Source organism: uncultured Methanobrevibacter sp., from assembly GCF_902784195.1.
Lineage (GTDB): Archaea > Methanobacteriota > Methanobacteria > Methanobacteriales > Methanobacteriaceae > Methanobrevibacter.
On record NZ_CACZTX010000001.1, the window covers coordinates 451,467 to 473,524 of the forward strand.

Here is a 22,058-nt window from a genome sequence, read left to right on the forward strand (position 1 = left end):
TATGAAAACAGAAGAGAAATTTGATGAAGAATATTTTAATAAATTGGATTCCCTGTTAAATGAAAAAGACATAATTTTAAATCGAAACATTGAATATTCATTTATTCTAGAACAAGAGATAAACACCCTAAAACGGAAAATAAACGCAAAAGAACAGGAAACAAAAGCACTGAAACAAAAAATAAACGCAAAAGAACAGGAAACAAAAGCACTGAAACAAAAAATAAACGCAAAAAAACGCAAAAGAACAGAAAGTGAAAGCTTTAAAACAAGAAACAAAAACAAAAGAAAAAACAATTTCAAAACTTAAAAATGAAAATAAACTTATCAAATCCACTATTAGTTGGAGAATTACTAAACCTTTAAGATACATCAGCAAATTAATCAAATGACTTCTTCAATTTCTATGCAAAAGAAAAAAATAATACTTTTAAGATTTTCATGTCAATAAAAGAGAAACTCATTTACAGAATTTTTAAAAAAACTAATTTTTTTAATAATGAAAAGGGATTTATCTTTTCCATCATTATACCAATATATAATACAGAAAAATATTTAGCTGAGGCTATTGATTCTGTTATAAATCAGACCTTCGATTTCCAAAAAGTTCAAATCATTTTAATGGATGACGGCAGTTCAGATAGCTCTTCAGAGATTTGCAAGGAATACTGTGAAAAATATCCTCGCAATATAGAATATTTCTATCAGGAAAATCAGGGAGTATCAGTTGCAAGGAATACTTCCATGAAATATGCAAAAGGTAAATGGATTAATTTTTTAGATAGTGATGATAAGTTAGAATCAAATGCCTTAGAGGAAATATTTTCAAATTTATTAGATTTTGATGAGGATATTGATGTAATTTCAATGCCAAGATACCAATTTGATGCCGTTGAAGGCCCTATGGGTTTAAATCATAAATTCAAAAAGAATCGTGTTGTAAACATTTTTGAGGAATACGATTTTCCGAGAACCCCTGTAAACTCTTCATTCTTAAGAAGAGAAGCAGCAATAAAATTTAAATTCAAGAAAGGCCTTTTCATATCCGAAGATTCCCTTTTTATAAATAAGATAATACTTGAAAAATGTAAATTTGGGGTAGTGGGAACTACAAGATATCTCTATCGAAAACGATTTGAAGAAGAGTCATTAATAAATACAAAAAAATTTGAAAAGTCATATTTTAATCCACGTATGGAGATTTATTTTAAGGAATTGATAAGATATTCAATGGAAAAATACGGATCTGTTTTGAAATATATCCAATCTGTCTTAATGTACGACCTCCAATGGCTATTTTTGGAAAATACTCAAGATGGAATATTGGATGAAAGGGAAATGAAAGAATATTATAAAAATATCCATGATGTAATTCAGCATGTGGATGATGAGATAATTCTATCACAGAAACTAAATAAATTCCAAAAATACCATATTCTTAGTTTTAAAAATGGAAAAGATTCTTTTGATATTGAAAAATGGGATAAAGACTTAATTTTATATTACGGCAAAAAGGAATTTGATAAGCTATCAAATCATAAGATAAAAATTACAGATTTGAAAAAAGAAGGAAACTCTATAAATTTAAAATGCTCATTTGGATTTTATCCATGGGATAATTTTAGAATCACTGCCTACAGAAATGATGAGGCATTGGATTTGAACTTATTCAAAGAGGAAAGCACAATTTCAACTAGCCAGATAATTGCTAAAAGATATTTCTATGAAATGAAATTTGATCTAAGAGATAGTGAAAATAGAATTCATTTTGATATGGAAATAGATTCAAATAAATATCCTATGAAATTGAATTTTCCTAATCATGACGAAAACATCATTTTAGATAAATACACTTTAGTAATTTATCACAATGAATAAAATTGTTGAATTAATTATCATTAAAAAAAAAAAAAAAAGATGTTTCTAAAAAAATGAAATAATAGAAAAATTATAAAATTTAGAAGAAAATTTAATAAAAAAATATAAAAAAAGTTATGAAAATATAGATGAAAATTTTAAAAAAAGATTACAACTTATAATCTATAATTTTCATTAATGTATTCATCAAGTTCTAAGTAAGACTCATCGATTACTTCATCGATTCTTTCATTAGATAAGTCGGACAACTCATCTGTATCAATTTCAATTGATGCATCTACATCAAGTTCACCATTTTCATCAGGATAGCTAATTTCAATGCTTACATCCATATCCAAAATTTCCTTTTGTGACTTTACAGATGCTTGAATTTTTTTCTCAATAGTTTCAGACAAAAAATTTGAAATGTCTTCAAGATCATCTTCTGATAATTCTTTAAGTTTTGATACCATGTTAACACCTTAAAAAATCATTTTATACAATACGAATTAAAAAATGAAAGATAAAAAAAGAAAATAGATAAAAATTAATTTAATCTATTTATCCTTGTACTCCACCCATAGCTTGTTGGATGGTTGCTTGCATTTCTTCAAGTTTTTTCATGACTCTTTCTTCTTGACGGGTCATGGTTTGTTGTCTTAATTTAAGAGTTTCAACTTTATCTTCAAGCTCTTCTAAAGTTTCATTACGTTCAACTTTAATTAATAAGTTTCCTGCAGATTTGAATACTTCAGCTCCTTCTGGAGTCTTTTTAAGTTCTTCAAGCGCAGTTTCGGTTTCTCTTAATTGAATGTCAACATTTTGTTTTTGAATGGTAACAGCTTGAGCTTGTTGTTGTAATTGTTGGAATTGGTTTAATTGATGTTGTATATTTTGTGGAATTTCCATATTTTCACCTTTAATCTTTTTTATAATAATATTAGTTTAATTTTTAATTATTTAATATAATTAGCTAATAAATCATTATACTATAATATATTATTAGTTAAATATTTAAAACTATTGATTTAGAAAATTTAAATTGATTGAAATTGAGAAATTGATTAATTTTAAAATTAGAAAACTAAAAATTAATCTCAAGCAAACAATTAGTTTTCAGTCAATTCATTTATCTCAACGGATAAGTTAATCCATTTGATAGCTGAATTGATTGATGCTCTAAAAGATGTGGCATCTTCTGCATCTATTGTGATTATGATAGAATTCTTATCCAATTTCAAATCCATAGAAGATCTGTAATCAGGAGAAGTCTCAAATTCAAGCAAAATGGAATCGTAAACGATTTTAGCTTGCTTTTCTGTATCAAAATCAATTACAATATCACTGTTTATTGATTTTAGAATTTCACTTTCACTAATAAGAATCTCCCCTGGATAAAACAAATTAATAAATCAATGATTTTAAAGCAAATAATAAATGAATTTAATTTTCTACTATTTTTTTTACGTTTATTTGGAAATCTATTTGTTCCCCTTTCTTATTTACAAAATAGAGTATTGCAAAGTTCTTTTCATCATCATAGTCAGCATAGGATATCCTGATGTAATTTGAGTCTTGAGGCTCTGTAGTAACTTCAATCCCCAATACTTCAGCCAAAACATCCAACTCCCTGACAGTTGATCTGATTTTCAAATCCTTAGGGCTGATGTGAAGACGCTCATTTGTAGTGTTGACAGAAACAAGCAATGCCAATTTTTCATTTGCCTCAAGGTCATAAAAGGTTAGTTTGCTTGGATTTCCCTTTATCTGATACACTAAAACAAGACTGTCATGACCTAATTGCTTAGCTTTAATAAGCAAATCCCTTAAGCTGCTTTTTCCCCTATTGGTATAATCAAATCCAAAAGCATGGGAAAAGTTCTTGCAGAATGTTCTTGTTTTCTGAGATGGTTTTCTTGATGTAGAAATAAGCATGATAATCCTCTTTTTTATAATTTTGATAGGAATTAGAAATAGATATGCATAAAATTAGTAAAAATTATAAAAAGGCTAATTTTAATATAGGCAATTAAAATTAGCAAATAGCTAAAATAACTAAATAGCTAATAAAAATAGAAAATGAAAGCAGTGATCAGACCGCCAAGCTAAATAGTTATTAAAGATAATTAAAGAATAATTATAAATAAAAAATTATTTAATAACTATCTTGCTTTTACAAGTTTTCTGACTTCTGGAACTTTTTTAAATAAAATCCTATATCTGCATTTAGGACATTTATTTTCCATGTAACCTTTGTGGTCAACTTCAGTTCCACATTCAGGACATCTGTACAATTAGTTTCCTCCAACTACTCTTTTAATGTTACGGGTAGCAGCTTTTGCCATTGGAGTTTCAGGTACGTATGCTCCACCGGTAAAGACAGTACCACATTTTTTACATTCCCAAATTCCAGCGCTTACTCTTTTTACGTAAGGTCTGTCACATTTAGGGCAAACATGTTTCTTTTTCATGTTTTCTTCGATTTTCTTAACTTGTCTTTTTGCTTTTCTTCCGTATCTAGCACCAAATCTGCCAGTAATACCAACTTTTTTTGTTCTTGCCATTTAAAATATCTCCAGTAAAATTGAATTAATTAAATAAGTGATTAAGCTTCAACACCTACAAAGCTTAATTTTATGTATTATTTAATCCATCACATGATAAACAATAAATATGAAGTAATAAGACATACTCTTGTCTTTAATTATAAGATTAAATAAAAAGATCTACTTTACTAATTATAACCTATAAACGATAATTAAAATAAAGAGAATATTGTTAAAATTATAAAGCCATTACAGCAATTAGGCTATAAACTTAACTAATAATATAATATAGTATTTAAAAGTATATAAAGTTAATGGTTTTTTGATATTTTAATTTGAGAAAAATAGCTATTTTTTATTTTAGATTTAAATAAATCTTTAATTTTACAATTTAACATTGAATTAAACCATTTTTTACAATAATTATATATATTGAAAGGATTTTTGAAAATAAAAATAAAATTTTGAAAATAAATTAAAAAATAAAAAATAATTAAAAACTAGTTAGGAATAGTTCCCAAACTAGTCTAAATGACTTAATAAGTCATCTTTGGTAGTGAATGCCATGTGAACAGCATCAAGGATTTCATCTCTACTTAAAGGTGCTTCTCCACCTTTTTGCATGGAACAGACATGATTTCCTTCATCAGTTACACCAATGGTAATTCTTGCATCCAAGATTTCTTCCTCTTCTAAGGAAGGATCTAAAATCAATCCATTGCCGATTTTTACAAAGGTGGATAAAGCCAATTTATCTCTAATAGGTAAATCCATGGTTTCATCTTCAGATAAAACAACTTCATCATCAATGTATTCAGCAACAGGCAATTTGGTGTTCATTAAAGCTGCCATTACAGCAAGATTGGATGCATCAAACAAGTTTCCATCGTAATCAATTACGTGTAAGTCAATGAAAAGCATCCATACTTTTTTGCCTTCTTCAATACAAAGCTTTTCTAAGTCCACTAATTCACTTTCACGGATTCCACGATCTACAACACGTGCAAGTTCAATGGATTCAGGGCTAGGTGGACCTGGTTCAAATCCAGGAGCAGCCATTGGCAATAGTTCACAATTGGTCATCAATACACCTAAATTAGGGGTGTCTCCAAATGGTTCACCAATAGTTGGTTTAACACCTACAATAACTTGAGTGTCACCTAATCTAACTCTTGCAGAACCTTCTGCCTTATCGATCACATTAGGTTCAATGAAAATATCTCTTCTTTCATCAAAAGCTCTTCCATCAGCTCTTTTACCATCATTTATAAGTCTTGTAATACTTCTTCTAGTAATTTCTGGTACAATATCCATATTTTCACAACCTATTCAGAACTATACCTGTTTTTTAAAGCTTCATGTTGGAGTTCGCTAATTTTCATACATCCTTCCATAGCTAAATCCAAAGCTTCTTCAAATTCTTCTTCAGTTAAGTTACCGTCTGCTTGGAGTAAAGTAATTTCACCGGTTCTTGGCATGATTGCGATAGGAACGTCAGCTTGTCCTTCCTTATCCTCTTTTTCAGATAAGTCTAAAACAATTTGGTCGTTTACCTTACCTGCAGCACAACCCACTACAATATCTTTCATTGGAATACCTGCATCAGCTAAAGCAACAGCAGCTGCAGTGATTCCTGCACAACGGGTTCCTCCTTCTGCTTCAATAACTTCAATTGATACATCAACCATTGATCTTGGGAAAGATTCCAACATTAAAGCAGGTCTGAGTGCATCAGCAGCAATTTTGGAAATTTCAGTTGATCTTCTATCTGGACCAGGTCTCTTACGGTCATCTACTGAAAATGGAGCCATATTGTATCTTACTCTAATTACACCAGTATTAGGTTTTAATAAACGTCTGATATAGGATTCTCTTGGGCCGTATACAGATGCTAAGATTTTATTTCCACCAACTTCCAAGTAAGCAGAACCATCTGCTCTTTTCAAGACTCCAGCTTCAATTTTAATTGGACGGAGCTCATTATAAGCTCTGCCGTCAGCTCTTAATTCTTTGTCATTTGAGATAATAAAAAACACCTCTTCAAAATCACATTCATAATTAACAATAATTATTAAATTTTTAATTCAACAGCTTAAATACCTCTTCCTTGTGAAATGTTTAAAGTAGGAGATTTAGAATTATCTGCACGACTTAAATCAAAAGAAGATTTATTGTTCTTTTTTTGCTCATTGATAAATTCATAGGTATCCATGAAATTAGGCTTTTTTGATTTTTCTTCCTTTTCATCATCTTCAGAATCTTCTTGGGAAGCAACTTCTTCAACTTCCTCTTCAGGAGCCTCTTCATCTTCCACTGCATCTTCATCTTCAGAATCTTCTTCTACAGCTTCTTCTTCAGAAATTTCCTCTTCAGAATCCTCTAAATCTTCAGAATCTTCTTCCACGTCTTCTTCATCTTCAGAAATAGCATCAGAGATTACATCTTCCAATTCTTCATCAGAGATATCGTCTTCAAAGTCTTCGATTTCTTCTTCAGAATCCTCATCATCTAAGTCTTCCTCATCTTCGTCTTCAGAATCCTCATCATCTAAGTCTTCCTCATCGATATCTTCGTAATCTTCAGTTTCATCATTGAAGTCTTCTACATCATCCTCGAATTCATCTTCTTCAGAATCATCATCATCCAAGTCTTCTTCTGAGTCATCATCAAGGAATCCTTCTTCAGCTAATTCCTTTTCAACTTCATCTCTGAAATCTTGAAGTTCAGGTTTTTTCAAACCTTCTTCAAATGCATCCTCTTCTTCAGCTTCTTCTTCGACTATTTCTTCGACTTCTTCCTCTTCTGGAGGTAATTCGCCGTCAATAAGTAAACAAAGCTTGTTTTTAATTCTATCAGTTAAACCAGAGGTATGAGCTTCTCTTTCGATTAACTTGATAATGTTCTTGACGATTTGTTCCATGTCTTCATTACCTTTTACCCAAACAAGACCATTTTGACCGACTACAATCTTACAGCCGGTTTTATCCTTGATCATATTAATCATGGACCCTTTCTTACCAATTAAACGAGGCACTTTAGTAGGAGCGATATCTACAATAACTCCCCCTTTGAATTTGCCCATTCCACGGCCTTTTAAACCTAATTTAACCTTTTTAACTTCATCAACATCGACGATTCTTAAGAAAAGAACATCACCGATATCAAATACTCTACTTAATTCCTTTTTCTCTCTTCCGAATACTTCAGATGCAGGCAAGATACCAGAGTATGGTGAGTTAATGTCCACTCCCCACATTGAGAATCTGACATCATCGATTTTACCAATGACCACATCACCTTTTTTAGGAAGATATTTGCTTTTCAAAGGAATTACACTAATTTTCTTATTCCTTAAAGAAACTAAACCTAAGAGTTTGGAACAAATTTTTCCATCATCTTCAAAGGTTCCTCTTCCTGGATAATAATCATCCTCTGCTAATAATTCTCCAGGAACAACTAAATCTTTTTCATTCACATATATCATACATATACTTCCCATAAGAGTATATTAAATTCAACTACACACCTAAATTAAAACACCTATAAGTTAATCCAATTAGTCTCTTATTCTCTAATCAAATTAAAATCCATCAGCATTTAATTGCAAATAGACCATTCAAATAGTTAATTTATTAATTTAGTTTCAGCTTCTCCTCCTGAGATAGAAGCCATTTTATGATTAAAATCATCTTGAAGACCACCAGGCATTTCTACAATTCCAATCCAAGAACCATCTTGCTGCCATTCTTCATTTACAATTTTTCCAAATGGGCGAATTGCAGAATAAGCATTACCTGCTGCTGTGCTTGGCAATCTAACAGCCATTTTAACTTTTTCAAATTTAATTGGGATTAAAACTTTAATTGCTTTTAAAGCAATTTGAACCTGTTCATCAACAGATTTAAATGCATCGACTTTAACTTTTGCCTCGTTCATTGCATTTTCAATTCTCATTGCTGGATGTGGAAGACCGTTTTGAGGGTTAATACCTTCTCTAGCTATTTTAGCAATAACCTGTTTCCTCTTGTCTTCTTGCATTTGTCTTCTTTGCTCAGCAGTTAATTGAACATGCCCCTTTTTAAGAATTTGGCTAGCCACTTCCAAAACATCAGTTGTTCCAAATACCTTTTCCATAGCTTCCTCAGAAGCCTTGTCTCCTTTTTTGGAATCCTTGAATATTTCTTCAACAGCCAAGATGTCTTCAATTTCAATTTCTTTTTCATTATCTGGATTTCTAAAGTCTGCAGCTAAATCAGGATCAACTAAAATTTCAAATTTTTCTCCAAAAGATTCTAATCTTGCAATAATAGCATCATCTACATTTACCATGCTTACTCACCAAAAACCAATTAATTTGATATTGCTTTTTAATACATTTTAAAAAAATAAAAAATGTAATTTATATACATTAATAAAAATGTAAAAATGAAAATGAGTTCATTATGAACTCAAAAATTAAAATATAAAAATTTAAGAATGTTGAGAAAGATGTGGGAAACCCCCATATCCTCTAAGATTTTAGATATGCTTAATAATCATCCTTAAATGTTTATGTTCGCTTAAGAATTTTTCTGTAAGAACTAGCTTAACGCCAAACTTTGCAGTTTCCCTTAAAGCCTTACTCTTCAGAATCTTTTTCACCAACGCTTTCTTCAGTAACATTTTCATCTACTTCATCTTCAGAAGTCTCTTCGGAAGCTTCAGCGGTTTGATCTGCTTTTTCATCTACTACATCTTCAGCATCTTCCTCGGATTCCTCTTCCTCTTCTTCAGCATTTCTCTCAAGAAGAGCTTCGACATATTCAGATACTTCATCATCAGATAATTTTCTGTAGCTTTGAGTATCTACTTCAATGACAGCTATTTCAACGCTTTGAGCAGTGGTTCTGCCTTCAGTAGCTTCATAAAGTGCATCTAAACCTAAGTTTATAGCATCATATAAGCTAATGTCGTCTTCATATCTTTCTTCAAAGACATCCATAGCTGCTTGTACACCAGATCCAATAGCTGTTGCCTTATATTCAATTAAAGCTCCACTTGGGTCTGTTTCGAATAATTTTACTTCTTCACCATTCACTCCACCAATGATGAGTGCTGAACCGAAAGGTCTTACACCACCATTTTGAGTGTACATTTGTTTCATGTCACAGATTTTTTTAGCTAAACCTCCAACAAGAATTGGTTCATTATAAGTTATTCTGTTAATTTGAGATTCAATACGTGCTCTTTCAATCAATGCTCTTGCATCAGCTACAAGACCAGAAGTAGCAGCACCGATATGATTGTCAATTTGGAATATTTTTTCAATAGATTTTGCTTCAACTAATCTGCTTACAGTTCTTTTATCTACAATAAGAACTACACCTTCTTTGGATTTGAGACCTAAAGAGGTGGTTCCTCTTTTTACAGCTTCTCTTGCATATTCTACTTGGAAAAGTCTTCCATCTGGACTGAATACAGTAATTGCTCTGTCATAGCCAGCATTTTGTTGTTGTAAAGGTTGCATTTAATATCACCTATTTTTTTCTAGAATTTTTAATTTCACAAACAAATTACTTAATAAATTACATATTTTATTTAAAATCAATCCAATTTATCTAAAATAATAACAGCATAATTACTTTATCAAATAATAAATAAACTAAATACTTTTTAAATTTATTTTTAAATTTAAAGATTATGCATTATTTAACTCATTTCATCTTATTTTCATCTTATATTCTAAATTACAGCCTTTTAAAAAGAATAAATAAAATTTCAGCCATAATTTACGTTTAAACAAATTCAAATTAATTTTAAAAAATAAACCAAACATTCTGTTATTTGGTAATATGTATTTTATTGATATTTCTGTCAATACTATATTATAATAAAGTTATTTATAAATGTTTTCAAATTTTTATTTTATTATTGATTTATTGAAAAGAAAAAGAGAAATTTTTTAAAAAAAAAGAGAGGAAATAAATAGAAAGATTTTAAATAGTAACGGATTTAAAAAAAAAAAGTTCTATTGGATGATATCACCATCAATGAATTTTGAAATTCCTGATTTGACTGTTCCGGAAACTCCAATTGTATTGATGGCAATTTTCCTTTTGTTTTGCCTTGTTAAAGTGGATAGAGCAACCCTTACATCATTCTCATAGGATCTTCCGCATCTTAAGACTGTCTTATAATTGAAAATAGCTTCATCATTATGGGTGCTTTCTTCAATTAGATAATGTCTCATGACCCATAAGTCAAAGTTGCTTGAATGGTTTTCTCCCCAGTATCTAATGCAAGCATCCCAGCAATATACCAACATGTCTTCCTTGGATATTTCCACTTCTGACTTTACATCAAGAATCAGGTAATGATGATTTTTCCTTAATGTTGGAGGCAATACCTTTAGTTTCATAATTCATCCTCCTCTTCATTATCAATATATTCATCATTAATATCTTCATCATCAATCAAATCATAATCGAAGTCTTCATCAAAGTCCCCAAATTCATTGAATTCTTCCAAATCACTCTCAAGATTGTCATAAGTATCAGTGAAATCATCCCCATCTATACGTTTCACGCCTTTAACAATCATGCTTTTCCTTTCCTTATTGAAGTCAACGATTTGCTTAGGATAATAATAAAATCCATTGTATATCTCTTCATTGCTAAATCCAATGGACTTGAAAAAGGATACAACATCCCTTGTAGAGCGTACATCATAAATTGATTTGGAATCTGTTGTTAGAATCAATGGGAACTTGAATTTGCGATGGAACTTAAGGATTTCCTTAAAGCTGCTTATTACATTAGCCCTGTATCTGAGATGATTGTTTAAGATGTCTCTAAAGCATAATTCAATAGCTACATTGTTTCTTTTAGCTTCCTTTGCCAATACATGATTCATACCGGAATCTCTTCTTTTATAGTAAGGTCTTGACAATACATCAATCCTATGGTTTTCACAAACGCTACGATTAACCTTCAAGTCACCGCCTAAACAGCTGATGTAATTGGACTTATTGCGATATTTGTTGATTATTTTTCTGATTTCATTTGAATTGGCATTTAGGATATTTATCCCCATAGAAAGCTCAGCATGCTCAAAATTAGTTTTTTTGTTTCTATAGGTCTGATTGAAGTCAACTGAGGATAATTCCCCAATCAAATCATCCTTATATTCAAGAGCCTTTTCAAAATTATCAGGAGAATAATTCAAATTAAGATAATCCCATCCGAACTTATTGGCTTCCTTTACCAAGGCCAAATCATTATCGTAATTCTGCCCTCTTAGATTCAAGTCATAAAATTTCATTTGATTACCTTAATTCGCTTTTAAATATAATTTTTTTAGAGTAGTTATTAGAATAGTATATTTTATAATTTATTATTAATGTTTAAAATAGTTTCTAATCTTTTTTGATATTTTCAGGGAATATTTCAGAGATTTTCTTGATTGCAACCTCTTTTTTAGCAGGATATGCAGCTATTTTAATCTTTAAGTGAATGCTGTCTCCACCATCAAGAATTTCCCACTCCTCTTCTAAGGCCTTTTCCTTAGATAATCTTAAGAACAAATTGCCCTTTTCATCCATTTTTCTATCTAGATCATTATACAATTTAACAAGCTGATCTTCTCCAATGGATTCTATAAGAGTGTTAATGAATTCTTTTGTTTCTCTTTTTTTAGATACAGTTCCAGTTAAGATAAGCATTTTCTCTTCCAAAAGACCTTCTGCCTCTTCCACTTCAGGTTCTGCAGTAGGCAAGATATTAAAAAGAGCTTCTAAAACTTCATCCTTATCCTCATTTTCGTAAATAAAGACACGATATCTGATATTATGAATCATGATTAACAATCCCAATAATGAAATTAATTTAAATTTAATTAAAATTATAAAATAAAATTATAATAATTGAAAAAAAGTATAGATTATAATTAAAAATAGTTTTAAAAAAATAAAAAAAATAAAAAGAAAAGAAAAATTAAAAAAAGATTATTTTAATCTTTTTTCACTACCTTTTCCTCTATTTCTACGGCCACGGCCTTTTTTACCAGCACTGGTTAAGCCTCTGAGAGCTCTGCTTCTGTGCTGTTTTTCACAAATCCAGTTGATTTTAGGGTCGTTTTTAATAGAAGGACTTTGTGGGTCTACTAAGATTACTTCAAAGTATTTGTATTTTCCGTCAGCCCATACCCAGTAAGAGTTTAATACTTCCATGTTAGGGTATTTTTTAGCTACACGTTCTTCACCGATTCTTTGAATAGACTTAGCCATGGTAATTTTGTTTACACCCATTCTTTTTGGTCTACGACCATGTTTGAAACGAGTTTTCCTACGTCCACCACGTCTAACCTTTACTCTTACAACCACGAAACCTTTTTTAGCCCTGTAACCTAAAGATCTTGCACGATCAATTCTGGTTGGTCTATCGATTCTAGTGATTGCAGGTTGTTTCCTCCATTGAGGAACTCTTTGCCACATAAGTTCTCTTACATAAGACTCATCTGGATTTTTCCATGCATCTCTAATATATTTGTACATCATTTAAATAACCTCTTGTTCAGCTTTACGCCACATCCAAAGGACAATATTTAAAATGGTTTTTTGATTAAGTGTATTAGTTTAAATAGAGTAGTGAATAGCTATTTAATTATTAATCAAATTCTAAATATTATAGTCCATAAGAGTTTAATTTTTTGTTAGAACATTGCTATCAAACAGCAAATACACTAACATATTATAATATATACTAGTAATCATTTAAAAAGTTTTTGTATAAAAACAGATATTTTAGAATTGGGAGAAGATTGATAGACTATTAAAATAAATCAAATATGAAAAAATAAAATACTAGTTAATTCTATAAAAAAATAAAAAAAAACTCTAGTTAATTCTATAAAAAAATAAAAAAAAACTCTAGTTAATTCTATAAAAAAATAAAAAAAAACTAGTTAATTCTATAAAAAAATAAAAAAAACTAGTTATAGTTTAAAATATTAGATATAACTTGTGTCTTGTTTTCTGAAGTGTGCTTGTGGGTGATCACATAATGGACAGACTTCAGGTGCATCTTTTCCAATATGGATATAACCACAGTTATTACATTTCCATGCAATCTCTTCATCTTTTTTAAAGACTTTGTCTGCTTTTATCTTAGCAGATAAAGCATTGTATCTGTCTTCGTGGACCTTTTCAGTAGCACCTGCGGCATCAAATAAATCTGCAATGTCATCGAATCCTTCTTCTCTTGCGGTTTCTGCAAATTCATTGTACATCTCAGTCCATTCATAATGCTCACCTGCTGCAGCATCTGCAAGGTTGCTTAAAGTGTCAGGTACTTTTCCACCATTCAAGAGCTTGAACCAGATTTTTGCATGTTCTTTTTCATTGTCAGATGATTCCTGGAAAATGTCCTTGATTTCCACATAACCATCTTTTTTAGCTTGAGAAGCATAAAATTCATATTTTACACGAGCTTGAGATTCGCCAGCAAGAGCTGCTTTTAAGTTTTCTTCAGTTTTTGTTCCTTTTAAATCTGCCATAAAATTCCTCCTAATATTAATTCATTACTAATATTATATTTTCATGCCATAAAAACTTTTTAAAAATTGTATAAAATAAACAATAATAAAAAGATTAGCATCAATTTACAAAATTTATTTGCGCTTCATCAATTAAAGGATAAATGATCAAACTTTCACCATCAAGATTCTCTTTATTTAAATCTACAGCAGTTATTTGATGATTATCATATGTTTTATAATATAAAATGCCTTTATTAGTGTTGTAACAGGATGAATAAATTGTATATTCATATAAATCAGGATCATCAATAAATGTCAATCCTTTCTGCTGTTCAACAGAGGCCAAAATATGGAAAAATTGAGAAACACTTTCACTTTCACTTTCGCCAGAGAATGAATTTTCTTTAGTGAATGCCACTTTTGCAAATCTTGATGAAGAGGACAAGTCACCAGGAAGTCCAATTGCACCCATACCTCTGCTATAAGTATCCAATTCAATATCTTTAGAGAAGGTATTTTCCGGTGTTTTAACAGATAAGTTCCTATAATTATTCAAATTGAATAATTGCATATCAAAGCGAGGATTATTAGTTAAAACCCCAACAGGATTATCATAAACTTTCAACCCATCTTCTAAAGGTTCAACAATAATAGATGAATTCTCATCAGATATCATCCAATGAAGAGGAGATAAAGGCAAGTTATCCGAATAGTTTATATTTACTAAATTAAGATTCATAAGCAATTCCTTAACATCCTCTATCGACTCTGACTGCGATAACAAATAAGGAATAAATTCAAATGGTGTAACATTCACCATATCATCCTCAATTTCTCTATAAATAGCATTTCCTGCAAAGTTAAGACCTGCAATAGCCACTCCTTTTTCATTGCAAGCATCATAATATAAAGGATACTCATCAATGCCTGCAGTAATACCAATGATTGCAAAATGTGATTTCATGTCATCTATTTTCCGAAATTTGAATTCGTAGTTTCTTGGAGTTATGCAAACTCTTTCATTATATGAAATTTCATAGTCAAAGTTTCTACCAAAATAATGGTTTGCTGTTAGATATTCACTAGCAGTACACATTTTAATCCCTCAAAAGTTAATCTAATTAAATGTTCATATATTTTAAAACAATTAGTTAATTTAATATTTATTTTATCTTATATTTAAACTTTTGTATAGAAAATTAAAATAATTTTATAAAACTGTATAAATAAAAATATTAAAAAATGGACAATTTTTATATAAATCTTAAAAAATATTCAATTATGAAAATAAATAGATAAAAAATTTGAAAAATGGTCAATAAATTCAAAAATTAAAAAAAAGTTGGGAAATTCTAATAATTAAAAAAAATAAAAAATAGGAAATAAGAGAAAACTCTTATTTTAAAAAAATATTATTCTTCAAATGGTTGTGGCAAAGCACAAGCGTCGTTTCCTTTTGCTAAGTATGTGTAAATTAAAGCTGCAAGGATAGCACCTACAATAGGGCCAACTAAATAAATTGGGAAGAATCCCCAAAGGTTAGCTCCACCAAGTAAGGTGTCCATTAAGTAAGGACCAAAGGTACGTGCTGGGTTAATGGATGCACCAGTGAATGCACCAAGTACAATGATTACAGCAGCTACAGTCATACCAATGGAGATACCTGCAACACCAGGGTCTGCTTTTTTATCCACAGCAACACCCATTACAACAAGCATCAAGAAGAAAGTACCGATACATTCTGCAATCATTGCTGGAATATATCCTACACTCAAACCAGGCGCAGTAGCACCTAATCCTCCAATTGTTACAGCAGGAGCACCTAAACATACAAATAATAATAAACTTCCTAAAACTGCACCGATCGCTTGTGCTACGATGTAGTAAACACTATCAATTAATGAAATGTTTTTGCTTACAAGCAAACCGATTGTTACAGCAGGGTTTAAGTGTGCACCTGAAATTTTTCCAAATAAGTAAATACATGCCATTACAGTTAATCCGAATGCAAGTCCAATAGCTAACCAGTCTCCTAAACCACCAAGGAGCCCAATACCAGCTGCACCAGGATCAACACCATCATCAATAAGTAAAGTTACAACTGCAGATCCAGTACCGAAGAACACTAGGAAAAAGGTACCAATAAGCTCTGCAATGAATTTTTTAGTAATATTACATGAAGCCATAATTTCTCTCCTATATTTAAATAATCTTATACTGATTAAGTTTGAAACCTTAAAAAAAAAATAAAGATAACTTAAAGAAAAATCTTTAAATTATCCAATAAACTTATTTATACAGATTCTTTCCATTGACAGTATTCGTGTTTTGCATCAATCATACATGCAGCACAGTTCTTACATCCTCTTACAGGGGAACCAGGAACTTCCTTGTTAAGTGCAATGATGTTAGTCATCATGGTAGCGGTTACAGGTTCAGGAGTAAGTAAGCAAGGGTAGTCTGCAAGTCTCATTAATGAAGAGAATCTTACTGTAATTCCACAAGCAGGGTAAGTGTATCTTTGTGGATTCATAAGTACTTCATTTTCAGCAATAGCACTTAAGTCAACGTCAAATCCAGCAGCTTTAGGCACAAGGTCAATTTTTTGACTGCTTCTAGCTTTTCTAGCATTGTTGATTGAAGTGTAACCTCTATAGATCATGTCCATAAAGTCACAGTTGTGCAATTCTGCAGCTGCTCCTCTGGTAGGGTATTGTTGTACGAAGTTGTGGAATCTTTTGGTTAATAAGTCTACAACCATAGGTGCATTGAATCCATCTAATTCAAGAATGTATTCAGCAGCACATGCAGTTGAACCGGTTGCTAATGACAAGACATTGTAAGGGGTTTTGAAGTTGTCAACATTAGCTTTTAAGGAAGCTTCCATTACTTTTGCAGTTGCTTGAATAACTGCTAAGATTACGTCATCCTTACACATGTTGTAGCTTGCTTGACCAATGTGGTGACCAATATCTCCAACACAGTATGCTGGCACGGTTACAATGTTACCGTAGTGTACGCCATCATCCATTGCAGCTTTTACAACAGAAGTCATTTCCTTTTTGTATCCTAACATGAATTTTCTTACATCAAATGAGGAGTGACCTGCATCGTCCATTAATTTTCCTTGAGCTTCTACAGGCTCTTTGTAAATCATTTGCAATGCTTCAATTTCTTTTTGAGTTGCTTCAGCAGCAGTTGCGCCAGCTTCAATAGCGTTTGCAAATGCATCTCCAACACCATAGGAAGTGTTCATACCCCAGGATTTTGCAGATAAAATAGCTTGCTTGTGCATTACAGGAATGTCAATGGTTTGCAAGATTTGGTTTACTACATTAGAGGTACTACCAGGCATCAATGCAAAGTCCACTACACAGGTAGGACCATAGAATCCGCCATAACGACGAATGGATTCTTTTGCAATCAATGCTTCATTGTCAGCAATGGCCTTAATGAAAACATCCATGCTATCTGCAAATTCACCATCTTCCTCACATAAGATTTCAAGTACAGGAGGAGTTTGGTAATGTTCAATAAATGGATCGTCTTCCGGTCTGATTGTTTCAGCAACAGAAGTCAATACTTTGTAATGGCTTTCTACAGATTTCTTGTGCAAGTCAATTACAGATTCTGCTTGTCCATCTGCACAGGTCATGCCTGCTACAGCATCTGCATAAGGTTTTGCATCAACAATCTTGAAGTCATTGTATCTATTTTTAGAAATTACATCAATATCTGCTTGAAGTGCAGCTACTGATTCATTAATCATTTTTTCATATAATTCTTTCATCATAACACCACATTATATAAAAAATTCGACCGCTAAAGTTTATTTTATTTTAAAAGGTTAAATCAATTAGTTTATTCTAAAAGGTTAAATTAAATTAAATTAATTTAAAATGTTAAATTAAATTAATTCATTCAATATGTTAAATTAAAATAAACGCATAAAAGATTAAGATTATATTAAAAAATAGATTAAAAAATATTTAAATCAAATAAAAATAAGAATTTATCTTTATTTTGATGAAATATTGAATAAAAATCTATAAAGTATAATCTTCTCTTATATTATAATTAATTGAATAAATATATATAATTTTTGAAATGATTCTAAATTATACTAATAATCTATATTCGTTAAAAAAAATAGAAAAAATAGATATGAAATTTGATTTAATTTAATTGAATATATGATTAATTAAAATGATGTTTTAGACTAAAACTATTAGAATTGTTTATCCAAAAATTTGTTAAAAAGAATAGAACTGAAAATTATTATGAATGTAATATGTTTATCCTACATGATGTGTTAAAAATAGTAAAAAAATGTAAAAAATAAAAAAAAGTAGAAACTTCATTAAGAAGTCTCAAAAAGATTCAAGAAATAAATATTGAGAATAGATATAAGAAATAATTTAAATTATTCTACAATGTATTTCTTTAAGTCTTCAGCCTTATCGGTTTGCTCCCATGGAAGACCTTCAATACCAAAGTGACCGTATTTAGCGGTTTGCTTATACTTGGTAGATCTTAAGTTCAAGGTTTCAATGATTCCATCAGGAGTTAACTTAAAGTTTTCACGAACGATTTCATCAAAGGATTTGCTGGTTTTCACTTCAGTTCCATAGGTATCCACCATAACGGAAGTCGGTTCAGCAACTCCAATTGCATAGGAAATTTGGATTTCACATTTTTCAGCAAGCCCACTTGCTACAATGTTCTTTGCAATGTATCTTGCCATGTAACATGCGCTTCTGTCCACTTTAGTGCAGTCCTTACCTGAAAATGCTCCACCACCGTGTCTTGCATATCCTCCGTAGGTGTCTACAATAATCTTACGACCGGTTAATCCTGCATCACCATGAGGACCACCGATTTCAAAGACACCGGTTGGGTTGATGTGCTCTTTGGTGTTTTCGGTCATTAATTCCTGTGGAATGACTGCCTTAAATAACTTTTCACGGATATCTGCCTTAAGTTGCTCTTGATTATTGGACATTGTCTCATCATGTTGGGTTGAAAGAACAATTGCATCCAATGAAAGCACATTTCCGTCCTTATCATAGTTTACGGAAACTTGAGCTTTACCATCAGGCCTTAAATATGGAATTTCACCAGTTTCCCTTAATTCTGTTAATTTATTTGTAAGCTTACGTGCCAAATCAATTGGGAATGGCATTAATGAATCAGTCTCATTAGTTGCATAACCGAACATCATACCTTGATCTCCAGCACCGCTTTCTTCACCTTCACGGTCTACACCTTGCTTGATGTCTGGAGATTGAGCATGAAGCAAACTGACTACTTCACAGTTATGACCATCAAATTTCAATTCAGGATTGTCATATCCGATTTCAATGATAGTGTCTCTAATGATTCTTTCAATATCTTCTCTAGTAATGTTAGCATCTGCTGTAACTTCACCGAATACCAGACAGAAATCAGTTGTTACACAAGTTTCACATGCAACGTGAGCATGAGGGTCCTGTTCCATGTATGCATCTAAAATTGCATCAGATATAATATCAGCAACTTTATCAGGATGTCCTTGAGTTACTGATTCGGATGTGAATGTTTTATATACTTCACTCATATTTTCACCATATAATAATACGTATAAATTGTTTGTTCATAAAAAATTATTTATATAAAAATTATCTCAATTTTTAATCAAATTATATTCCAAAAAGAATTTAAAAATTTTTAAAGAATATGAAATATTGATTAATTATTATCTATTTATATTTCTCTATTTTCTTATATATATACTTGGTTTTTAAAAAAAAATTATTTATATGCGTGGATAATTCCAATATCTTCTATATCAAAAGTCCAAAGAGGAACAACATTTACTTTAAAACCTTGTTTTTCTAAAATATTTACAATATCCTCATGATTATCATTTCTTAACCCTGCATGATGTTCCATTATGATTTCTTCAAAACCACTTAGATCTGTGTTTCTGATGATATCAAATTCGCATCCTTCACAATCCATTTTTAATAGTGTAGGTTTAATATTGAATTTGCTTAAAATATCCTCCAAGGTAATGACTTCAATTTCATAAGAATCTTCAGAATCAATATACTCTGAAGTAGAATCCATTTTATCTATGGAAATTGTTCCTTTTTTATAGGAAACGGCATAGTTGAATAAATTGGTTTTATCCTTAAGATGTGGATTTAATCCAACATTCTTTAAAGATAATTCATATAATTCTCTTACGGGTTCAAAACCATATACAGTTAAACCTTTGCTTGCAAAATCCAAAGCAGTATCCCCTACATTGGATCCAATATCAAGGATTATCTTGCCCTTTTCCATATTTTTAAACTCATAAGGATATTCACAGAATTCCTCTGCAAAAATTCCGCATTCTTCACGAACAACCTTAAATTTCTCCAGTTCCACTATTTCTCCTTGAGATGCTTGATTGAAGAAATCCTTACATTTTTGTTTATCAGAATCCTTTAAATAAGGCAACACCAATAACAGTGAATGGCATAGGTCCCTTTGACTTGAATCAAATTTAAATGAGCCAATTTTCTTTGATTTGACAATTACATTATCCTTAACCCCTATATAATATAAAAATGAGGAAATGGGATTATAAAGCTCTTTTAATAATTTAATTGCTTGTTTAAATTCATAATAAGCTTGACTTCTTTTCATTATTAACCTCTAAAACAATTCTAAACTTTTTTAAAGATAATGACTTTACTAAACAAATAATTTAATGTGATGATTACAACTGCAGTAACTAATTTTGAGAATGTGTTTTCTAAACTTAAAACATCAATAAATACTATCATCAGTAATGTATCTATAACTCCTGTAAAGAGTCTTGCAGAATAAAACATTGATATTTCTTTGATTATATTTTTATTTTCACTTTCAAATACCCATGTCCTATTAGTGAAATATGCGAAAAATACAGATAGTATCCAAGCAAAAATATTTGAAAATACATAATAAACATGAAAAACATCTGTTAATATCAAATAAGTTCCTATGTTTATTATTGATGTTAATATTCCAAAAATTATATAAGTTAGTAATTCTTTTTTAAGATTCATAATATCTACATTTCCAATGCATATCCATAATTGATTAAATAATAACATAATCAATTACTCATCATCAACTTGATTAAATAATAACATAATCAATTACTCATCATCAATATTTGTTTCCTTTATAATAAAAATAGGCCTATTTTTAGTTTCAATATATGTTTTTTCTAAATATTTGCCTAAAATACCTATGGAAAATAACTGAATTCCACCAATAAGCAATATGATACAAATAGTTGAAGGCCATCCAGGTACAGGGTTATTGTATAATATATTTTTTATAATAATAAAGAGAATCAATATAAAAGACATTAGGGAAAACAAAACTCCGAAAAATGTTGAAATTGATAATGGGATTGTGGAAAAACTTACTATTGCATCTATGGAATATCTGAATAATCCCCAAAATGACCAACTAGTTTCACCAACTGCCCTTTCAACATTTTCATATTCAATCCATTTAGTCTTAAATCCAACCCATTCAAATAATCCTTTTGAAAAACGATTATATTCATCTAATTCTAAAATTGAATCTACTACAGGCCTAGTCATTAACCTATAATCCCTAGCACCATCCACTAAATTTATTTCAGACAATGCATTAATTAATTTATAAAAAGATCTTGCAAAAAGAGAACGTATAACAGGTTCCCCTTTTCTAGAGACTCTTCTTGTTGCTACGATATCATAATCTTCAGTTTTAATAATTTTTAACATTTCTGGAAGTAAATTAGGAGGATCCTGTAAATCCACATCAATTACTACCACATAATCTCCTTTTGATTTTTTTAAACCGGCATATAAGGCAGATTCTTTACCAAAATTTCTTGAAAATGAAATATATTTTATTGATTTAAGTTTATTAGATAAATCTTTTATATTGGCTAAAGTATTATCCCTTGAACCATCATTGATAAAAATTATTTCCCAATCCATGTCTAATCCATTCAATACTTTATAAATCTCATCAAAGAATATGATGACAGATTTTTCTTCATTAAAACATGGCACAACTACACTTAACAACATTAAAATTCCTACCCAAAACAATTCTTAATTCTTTACA

At 30.5% G+C, this 22,058-nt stretch carries 24 protein-coding genes and 1 pseudogene; 2 read left to right on the forward strand and 23 right to left on the reverse strand.

Translation table 11 applies throughout. The features are described from left to right. The first annotated feature begins 1 nt into the window (after position 1). The gene (locus tag QZU90_RS02045) at positions 2–310 is read left to right on the forward strand and encodes a hypothetical protein (protein WP_296855233.1); all 309 of its coding nucleotides are present in this window, start codon (positions 2–4) and stop codon (positions 308–310) included. Between the two features lie 131 nt (positions 311–441). Then, positions 442–1,878, forward strand: a complete 1,437-nt coding sequence (locus tag QZU90_RS02050) for a glycosyltransferase family 2 protein (protein ID WP_295607577.1) — start codon at positions 442–444, stop codon at positions 1,876–1,878. A gap of 155 nt (positions 1,879–2,033) precedes the next feature. On the opposite strand, the gene QZU90_RS02055 is transcribed toward QZU90_RS02050, so the two are convergent. The 23 genes and pseudogenes from QZU90_RS02055 to QZU90_RS02165 all read right to left on the reverse strand — a co-directional run bounded on the left by QZU90_RS02055 (position 2,034) and on the right by QZU90_RS02165 (position 22,021). After that, positions 2,034–2,330 (reverse strand): DUF3194 domain-containing protein, encoded by a 297-nt coding sequence (locus QZU90_RS02055; protein ID WP_295607575.1) that lies wholly within the window; start codon positions 2,328–2,330, stop codon positions 2,034–2,036. A gap of 88 nt (positions 2,331–2,418) precedes the next feature. Beyond that, entirely contained in the window at positions 2,419–2,766 is a 348-nt protein-coding gene (locus QZU90_RS02060) for a prefoldin subunit beta (RefSeq protein ID WP_295607572.1), read from the reverse strand. Positions 2,767–2,966: 200 nt separating this feature from the next. Continuing rightward, complete coding sequence (locus QZU90_RS02065) at positions 2,967–3,260, reverse strand: KEOPS complex subunit Pcc1 (protein ID WP_295607569.1); 294 nt, start codon at positions 3,258–3,260, stop codon at positions 2,967–2,969. Positions 3,261–3,300: 40 nt separating this feature from the next. Next, positions 3,301–3,792: a Brix domain-containing protein gene (locus QZU90_RS02070; RefSeq protein WP_295607567.1), complete on the reverse strand. Its 492-nt coding sequence runs from the start codon at positions 3,790–3,792 to the stop codon at positions 3,301–3,303. A gap of 227 nt (positions 3,793–4,019) precedes the next feature. Next, complete coding sequence (locus QZU90_RS02075) at positions 4,020–4,151, reverse strand: DNA-directed RNA polymerase subunit P (RefSeq protein ID WP_292777583.1); 132 nt, start codon at positions 4,149–4,151, stop codon at positions 4,020–4,022. Next, the gene (gene rpl37A, locus QZU90_RS02080; RefSeq protein ID WP_292788178.1) at positions 4,152–4,421 is read right to left on the reverse strand and encodes a 50S ribosomal protein L37Ae; all 270 of its coding nucleotides are present in this window, start codon (positions 4,419–4,421) and stop codon (positions 4,152–4,154) included. Positions 4,422–4,925: 504 nt separating this feature from the next. After that, on the reverse strand, positions 4,926–5,717 hold the full coding sequence (gene rrp42 / locus QZU90_RS02085) for an exosome complex protein Rrp42 (protein ID WP_296855238.1): 792 nt from the start codon (positions 5,715–5,717) through the stop codon (positions 4,926–4,928). Between the two features lie 11 nt (positions 5,718–5,728). Beyond that, positions 5,729–6,439: an exosome complex exonuclease Rrp41 gene (rrp41, locus tag QZU90_RS02090; RefSeq protein ID WP_295607562.1), complete on the reverse strand. Its 711-nt coding sequence runs from the start codon at positions 6,437–6,439 to the stop codon at positions 5,729–5,731. Positions 6,440–7,056: 617 nt separating this feature from the next. Next, a pseudogene (rrp4, locus tag QZU90_RS02095) lies at positions 7,057–7,887 on the reverse strand (exosome complex RNA-binding protein Rrp4); the annotation flags it as partial. Between the two features lie 140 nt (positions 7,888–8,027). Further along, positions 8,028–8,732 (reverse strand): ribosome assembly factor SBDS, encoded by a 705-nt coding sequence (locus QZU90_RS02100; protein WP_296855240.1) that lies wholly within the window; start codon positions 8,730–8,732, stop codon positions 8,028–8,030. Positions 8,733–9,021: 289 nt separating this feature from the next. After that, positions 9,022–9,909 carry an archaeal proteasome endopeptidase complex subunit alpha gene (gene psmA / locus QZU90_RS02105; protein ID WP_296855242.1) on the reverse strand — a complete coding sequence of 296 codons (888 nt, stop codon included), beginning with the start codon at positions 9,907–9,909 and terminating at the stop codon, positions 9,022–9,024. 501 nt (positions 9,910–10,410) lie between these two features. Further along, positions 10,411–10,800, reverse strand: a complete 390-nt coding sequence (locus QZU90_RS02110; protein WP_296855245.1) for an Rpp14/Pop5 family protein — start codon at positions 10,798–10,800, stop codon at positions 10,411–10,413. After that, on the reverse strand, positions 10,797–11,702 hold the full coding sequence (gene rnp3, locus QZU90_RS02115; RefSeq protein ID WP_296855247.1) for a ribonuclease P protein component 3: 906 nt from the start codon (positions 11,700–11,702) through the stop codon (positions 10,797–10,799). Before rnp3 ends, QZU90_RS02110 begins: the two co-directional genes overlap by 4 nt. A 94-nt stretch (positions 11,703–11,796) precedes the next feature. Continuing rightward, complete coding sequence (locus QZU90_RS02120) at positions 11,797–12,237, reverse strand: RNA-binding protein (RefSeq protein WP_296855249.1); 441 nt, start codon at positions 12,235–12,237, stop codon at positions 11,797–11,799. A 147-nt stretch (positions 12,238–12,384) separates the two neighbouring features. Further along, on the reverse strand, positions 12,385–12,933 hold the full coding sequence (locus QZU90_RS02125) for a 50S ribosomal protein L15e (protein ID WP_292787240.1): 549 nt from the start codon (positions 12,931–12,933) through the stop codon (positions 12,385–12,387). Positions 12,934–13,388: 455 nt separating this feature from the next. After that, on the reverse strand, positions 13,389–13,934 hold the full coding sequence (gene rbr, locus QZU90_RS02130; protein WP_296855251.1) for a rubrerythrin: 546 nt from the start codon (positions 13,932–13,934) through the stop codon (positions 13,389–13,391). A 100-nt stretch (positions 13,935–14,034) separates the two neighbouring features. Further along, on the reverse strand, positions 14,035–15,012 hold the full coding sequence (bsh, locus tag QZU90_RS02135) for a choloylglycine hydrolase (protein WP_296855252.1): 978 nt from the start codon (positions 15,010–15,012) through the stop codon (positions 14,035–14,037). 316 nt (positions 15,013–15,328) lie between these two features. Then, positions 15,329–16,102 (reverse strand): MIP/aquaporin family protein, encoded by a 774-nt coding sequence (locus QZU90_RS02140; protein ID WP_296855254.1) that lies wholly within the window; start codon positions 16,100–16,102, stop codon positions 15,329–15,331. Positions 16,103–16,209: 107 nt separating this feature from the next. Next, entirely contained in the window at positions 16,210–17,706 is a 1,497-nt protein-coding gene (locus tag QZU90_RS02145; RefSeq protein ID WP_296855256.1) for a DUF2193 domain-containing protein, read from the reverse strand. 633 nt (positions 17,707–18,339) lie between these two features. Then, positions 18,340–19,512 carry a methionine adenosyltransferase gene (gene metK / locus QZU90_RS02150; RefSeq protein WP_296855258.1) on the reverse strand — a complete coding sequence of 391 codons (1,173 nt, stop codon included), beginning with the start codon at positions 19,510–19,512 and terminating at the stop codon, positions 18,340–18,342. 194 nt (positions 19,513–19,706) lie between these two features. Continuing rightward, positions 19,707–20,591: an FkbM family methyltransferase gene (locus tag QZU90_RS02155; protein WP_296855260.1), complete on the reverse strand. Its 885-nt coding sequence runs from the start codon at positions 20,589–20,591 to the stop codon at positions 19,707–19,709. Positions 20,592–20,611: 20 nt separating this feature from the next. Next, positions 20,612–20,995, reverse strand: coding sequence for a GtrA family protein (locus QZU90_RS02160; protein WP_296855262.1), 384 nt, complete (start codon positions 20,993–20,995; stop codon positions 20,612–20,614). A 93-nt stretch (positions 20,996–21,088) separates the two neighbouring features. Next, positions 21,089–22,021 carry a glycosyltransferase family 2 protein gene (locus QZU90_RS02165; protein WP_296855264.1) on the reverse strand — a complete coding sequence of 311 codons (933 nt, stop codon included), beginning with the start codon at positions 22,019–22,021 and terminating at the stop codon, positions 21,089–21,091. Positions 22,022–22,058: the final 37 nt, after the last annotated feature.